Annotated in this window: 4 protein-coding genes; 2 read left to right on the top strand and 2 right to left on the bottom strand. The window is 64.3% G+C overall.

Annotated features, from left to right (window positions below):
* Positions 1-46 precede the first annotated feature (46 nt).
* A complete protein-coding gene (locus tag JOY90_RS15930; protein ID WP_291692075.1) occupies positions 47-1,342 on the bottom strand; it encodes a dicarboxylate/amino acid:cation symporter in 1,296 nt (431 codons plus the stop codon).
* A 316-nt stretch (positions 1,343-1,658) separates the two neighbouring features.
* Here JOY90_RS15930 and JOY90_RS15925 point away from each other — a divergent pair, with 316 nt between their 5' ends.
* Positions 1,659-2,789 (top strand): FAD-dependent monooxygenase, encoded by a 1,131-nt coding sequence (locus tag JOY90_RS15925; RefSeq protein WP_291692074.1) that lies wholly within the window; start codon positions 1,659-1,661, stop codon positions 2,787-2,789.
* Complete coding sequence (locus tag JOY90_RS15920) at positions 2,779-4,389, top strand: benzoate-CoA ligase family protein (RefSeq protein WP_291692073.1); 1,611 nt, start codon at positions 2,779-2,781, stop codon at positions 4,387-4,389. Before JOY90_RS15925 ends, JOY90_RS15920 begins: the two co-directional genes overlap by 11 nt.
* 30 nt (positions 4,390-4,419) lie before the next feature.
* Here the strand turns inward: JOY90_RS15920 and JOY90_RS15915 are convergent, their stop codons facing one another.
* Complete coding sequence (locus JOY90_RS15915; protein ID WP_291692072.1) at positions 4,420-5,607, bottom strand: 3-hydroxybenzoate 6-monooxygenase; 1,188 nt, start codon at positions 5,605-5,607, stop codon at positions 4,420-4,422.
* Positions 5,608-5,652: the final 45 nt, after the last annotated feature.

Raw genomic sequence — 5,652 nt, 5'->3', positions numbered from 1 at the left:
TTGCGGCCGCGGCAAGACCCGCGATGAGACGCATCTGCATCTCCTCTCAGTGACCAGCCATCGCCGGGACCTCGCCCGGCACCATGCTCGGCGGCACCACGTCGGTCGGGCCGAGCGCATGCTCCGGCCCGAGCTCGCCTTCCCACTTCGCAACCACTGATGTCGCGAGCGTGTTGCCGATCACGTTGGTGGCGCTGCGGCCCATGTCCAGGAAGGTGTCGATGCCCATGATCATGTGCAGCCCGGCCTCGGGGATATTGAACTGGCTCAAGGTCGAGGCGATCACCACCAGCGAGGCGCGCGGCACGCCGGCGACGCCCTTGGAGGTGATCATCAACGTCGCGAGCATCGCGAGCTGCGTCGGCAGGGACATCTCGATCTTGTAGGTCTGCGCGATGAAGATGGAGGCGAAGGTGCAGTACATCATCGTGCCGTCGAGGTTGAAGGAATAGCCGAGCGGCAGCACGAAGCTCGAGATGCGCGAGGAGGCGCCGAAGCGGTTCAACCCCTCCAGCGTCTTCGGATAGGCGGCTTCCGAGCTCGCGGTCGAGAACGCGATCATCAGCGGTTCGCGGATCAGCCGGAGCAGATGACTGTAGCGCGGCCCGATCACGATGAAGCCGGCAATCACCAAGAGTCCCCAGAGGATCAGCAGCGACAGATAGAAGCCGCCCATGAAGACGATGAGCTTCCACAACACGAGAAGGCCATTCTTTGCGACCGTCGCGGTGATCGCGGCAAATACCGCGACCGGCGCGAACAGCATCACATAGCTCGTGACCTTCAGCATGATGTGCCCGACGTCGTCGATCAGGCCGAGCAACGCCTTGGAACGCTCCGGCAGCGCGCCCATCGCCACCGAGAAGAACACAGCGAAGATCACGATCTGCAGGATCTCGTTCTGCGCCATGGCGTCGGCGATCGAGGTCGGGATCAGGTGGGTCAGGAACTTCTCGATCGAGAAGGCGGAGACCGGCAATCCGGTCGACTGCGACTTGTCCGGCAGCGCGCCCGGGAAGTTCGCGCCCGGCTGCAACAGGTTCACCATGATGAGGCCGAGCAGCAGCGAGATGAAGGACGCGCTGACGAACCAGCCGAGCGTCTTGGCGAAGATGCGCCCCAGCTTGGAGCCGCTTCCCATGTGGGCGATGCCGCCGACGAGGGTGGCGAACACCAGCGGCGCGATGATCATCTTGATCAGGCGCAGGAACAGAACGGCGAGCAGGTTGATGTCGGACGAAAGCTCGGCGCGGCTGTCCGGCATGAAATTGAAGATGAAGGCACCGACCACGACCCCCAGCACCATCGCGGCCAGAATATACTGCGTGAACCTGTTCGACATTACCCTTACCCCATGAGATCGACTTGTCATCAGTTTGTCAGATTCCCCAACCGACGCAACACGCTTGGGCGCGCAGCCCGCCGGTTCCTGCCCTGGCAATCCAACCGCCATCAGGCGCAACGCAGTGCAACATGGCGCGTCTGCTCATTTCGTACGCGCGGGTTGCATCAATATTCACCGCCAACGCGGCGGCGCAATCCTGGTCGGATGCCGGCGATCGCCCACGGCATGCCGATCTTTTCGATGGCACGGCCTGGGAGCGCGAGCTAGTTTGCTTCCAACCATCAGCATACTGTCGATCGGGAGGACATCCATCGTGCGGATCGCCGTGATCGGCGGAGGGCCGGGCGGGCTCTATTTCGCCTATCTCTGGAAGAAGCGTCATCCGGATGCGCGCGTTGACCTGTTCGAGCAGAACGGCGCCGACGCGACGTTCGGCTTCGGCGTGGTATTCTCCGACCAGGCCCTCGACTTCCTGCGCGCCGACGATCCCGACACCGTGGATGCAATTGCGCCCAGGATGGAGCGCTGGAAGAACATCACCCTCAACCTGCATGGCGCAAGCGTCGAGATCGACGGCGTCGGCTTCTCCTCCATCGGCAGGCTGGAATTGCTGGCGCTTCTGCGCGGGCAAGCCCAGTCCGTTGGCGTCGAGGCACGGTATGATACGGCGGTCCGGTCCATCGAAGCGCTTGGCGGCTACGACCTGATCGTCGCCGCGGACGGGCTGAACTCGATGGTGCGTCGCGCCTTCGAGGGCGATTTCGGCTTCTCGGTCTCCTACGCAACCAACAAGTTCGCCTGGTACGGCACGACAAAGACCTTCGCCACGCTGTCGCAGACCTTCGTCGCGACCGCCCTCGGCCATTTCAATGCCCATCACTATCGCTACTCGCCGACGATGAGCACGTTCCTGGTCGAGTGCGACCGCGCCACCTGGCAGGCTTATGGTTTTGCGGACAAGACCATCGAGGAATCGAGGGCGATCTGCGCGGAGGTGTTCTGCGACGCGCTCGATGGCCACGCCTTGATCTCCAACCGTTCGACGTGGCGCAACTTCCCCTGGGTCTGGAACGAGCACTGGTCCCACCACAACATGGTGCTGATCGGCGACGCACTGCACACCGCGCACTTTTCGATCGGGTCGGGCACACGGCTCGCGATCGAGGACGCGATCGCGCTGGTCAAGGCGCTGGAGGCGGAAACCGACATTCCGCGCAGCCTCGCGCGCTATGAAGCCGAGCGGAAGCCGATCGTGAAGAAGCTCGTCACCGCTGCACGCACCAGCGCCGACTGGTACGAGAAATTCCCCGAGCACATGAAGTTGGGCCTGATGGATTTCGCCTACAGCTACATCACCCGCTCCGGCCGGATCGACGATGCGCGGCTGCGCGCGATGTCTCCGCGCTTCATGTCGCGGTACGAGGAGGCGCGTCATGGCGCGTGAGATCAAGGACGGCGTGCCGCGCGACAATCCCGGCGCCCGCGAGATCGGGTTCGACACTCCTGAGCGCTACAATGCCAGCCGCATCCTGTTCGACAATCTCGCCAGGGGCCATGGCGATCGGGTGGCGCTCACCGGCCGCGCCGGCACGCTGACCTATGCCGAGCTCTGCGCCGAAGCCTGCCGCTGGGGCCGCTGTTTCCGCGGGCTCAGACTTCGGCGCGGCGACCGCGTCCTCCTGTTTCTCGACGACACGCCGGCTTATCCGGCGGCGTTCTTCGGCGCGGTGCGCGCCGGCTTCGTGCCACTGCTGATCAACACGATGACGCCGCCGGATTTGCTGCAATTCTATCTCGCCGACAGCGGCGCGCAGGTCGCGGTCGTGGACGCCGAGTTCTGCCCGCGCTTCAACGCGGAAGCCTGCCGGGACACCCGGCTCGAGACGCTGCTGGTGGTCAATGGCGAGATCGGCGAGAACGACGCCCCGGAGGCGATGGCTGCGGAGGAATGGCTGGATAATTTTCCAGCCGAGCTGGCCGAGGTCGATACCCATCGCAACGAGATGGCCTTCTGGATGTATTCGTCGGGTTCGACCGGACGGCCCAAGGGCATCGTGCATCTGCAGCACGACATGGCCTATGCCGATCTTGCTTTTGCGCAGAACGTCCTGAAGCTGACGGCGGGCGACATCTGCTTCTCGGTGCCGAAGATCTTCTTCGCTTATGGCTTTGGCAATTCGATCACTTTCCCATTCTCAGCCGGCGCAACGACGCTGTTGCTGCCGGGCCAGCCGAAACCGGCGGCCATCTTCGACGCAATCGCGCGCTTCAAGCCGACCGTGTTCTTCGGACTGCCGACGCTCTATACCTCGCTGACCAAGGCCGACGGCGCGCACGACGCGGATTTCTCCTCGCTGCGCCTTTCGGTGTCGGCCGCGGAGGTGCTGTCGAGCGAGGTCTTCAACGGCTGGAAGCGGCTGACCGGGCTGGAAATCGTCGAAGGGCTCGGTTCGACCGAGGTGCTGCACATCTATCTCTGCAACCGGCCCGACCGGAAGAAGCCAGGTGCTGCCGGCCTCCGCGTACCCGGCTACGAGATCGCGAAGGACAAGGACGGCCGCGAGGTCGGCGACGACGAGGAAGGCATCCTGTGGGTGCGCGGCGATTCCGCTACGCCGCTTTATTGGAAGCGAAAGGACAAGACCGCGGAGACCATCCGCGAGGAGGGCTGGATCTACACCGGCGACCGCTTCGTCCGCGACGCCGAGGGCTTCCACTTCTTCCGCGGCCGCGCCGACGACCTGATCAAGATCTCCGGTCAGTGGGTCTATCCGCTCGAGGTCGAATTGTGCCTCGCCGAGCATCCCGAGGTATGCGAATGCGCGGTCTATGCGGTCGAGTTGCCGGACCGCCGCATGATGCTGAAGGCAGTGGTGGTGATGAACGATGGTGCCTTCGACGAGGGTGATGCGACCAGGCGGTTACAGGATTTCGTCAAGGCGAAACTGCTGCCCTACAAATATCCGCGCGAGATCACCTTCGTCGAAGAGTTGCCGAAGACCGGCACCGGCAAGATCGACCGCCAAGCCGTGATGCGGATGTAGCCCGTGTCATTGCGAGCAATGACGGCAACCCTACGATCCCAGCCCCGTTCCACCATAGAGCCATGCCAGATCGCCGTACCATTCTTCGGACGACTTCGCGCCCATGATCGCATTGCGCAGCCGGGCGTGCTCGCCGTCGGGATGATAGATGTGCTCGCCAATCGCGCGCGACAGCAGTTGCACCCGCGCGGTGCGCGGCAGGCGCTGCGCGCGATAGGCCTCAAGCGCGACGGCGTGGTCCTCGTGCGCGGCCAGCATGTGCGACAGGCACACCGCGTCCTCCATCGCCTGGCAGGCGCCTTGCGCGAAATATTGCAGCATCGGATGCGCGGCATCGCCGAGCAGCGCGGCGCGGCCGTCGACCCAGCGCTCGGTGGGATCGCGGTCGCACAGCACCCAGAGCTTCCAATCCCGGCCATGGCGGATGATGCTCTGCGCTCGCGCGTGCACATGGCCAAAACCCTGCAGCACCTCCTGCTGGCTGACGGGCTTGCCTGCCACGGGCTCGGGCGCATCATTGTGATAGGTCACGACCAGGTTGAACACCTTCCAACCCGACAGGGGGTAATGCACGATGTGACATTTTGGTCCGGCCCACAGCGTCGCCGCGTTCCATCGCAAATCCTCCGGCATCTGCTCCGTCGGGATCACCGAGCGATAGGTGGTATGGCCGGAGACGCGCGGCGCGCCGTCGCCCGCGACTTGCTTGCGCACGTTCGACCACAGGCCGTCGGCGCCGATCAGGAGCGAGCCGGTGACGCGCTCGCCGGTCGCGAGATGAGCGGTCACCGACGCGCCATCCTGGTCATAGCCGGTGACCTCGCTGGAGACACGCAGCTCGATCAAATCAGAATCCCGGCAGGCCTTCAGGAATACGCCATGGAGGTCACCGCGATGCACGACGGCGTAGGGGTTGCCGAAACGCGCGCGGAAGGCATCGCCGAGATCGACATGGGTGATCTCCTCGGCGGTGAGCGCATCCATCAGCCGAAGCTGGTCGATATAGACGGCCATGCCGCGCGCGGCCTCGCCGACGCCGAGATAATCGAAGGCGTGAAACGCGTTCGGCCCGAGCTGGATGCCGGCGCCGATCTCGCCGAGCGCCGACGCCTTCTCCAATAGAATCGAGCGAAAGCCCTTTTGCGCGAGGCCAAGCGCCGCGGCGAGGCCGCCGATGCCGCCGCCGGCGATCAGGACCGGACGATCGAGCGATGCCATCAGCCGGCCTTACCCATATGCTCGAGCACCTGCTCGGCGCGCAGC

Source organism: Bradyrhizobium sp. (genome assembly GCF_019242285.1).
Lineage (GTDB): Bacteria > Pseudomonadota > Alphaproteobacteria > Rhizobiales > Xanthobacteraceae > Bradyrhizobium.
Note: the sequence above shows the minus strand (reverse complement) of the source record. Positions and strands in the feature narration are given on the sequence as shown.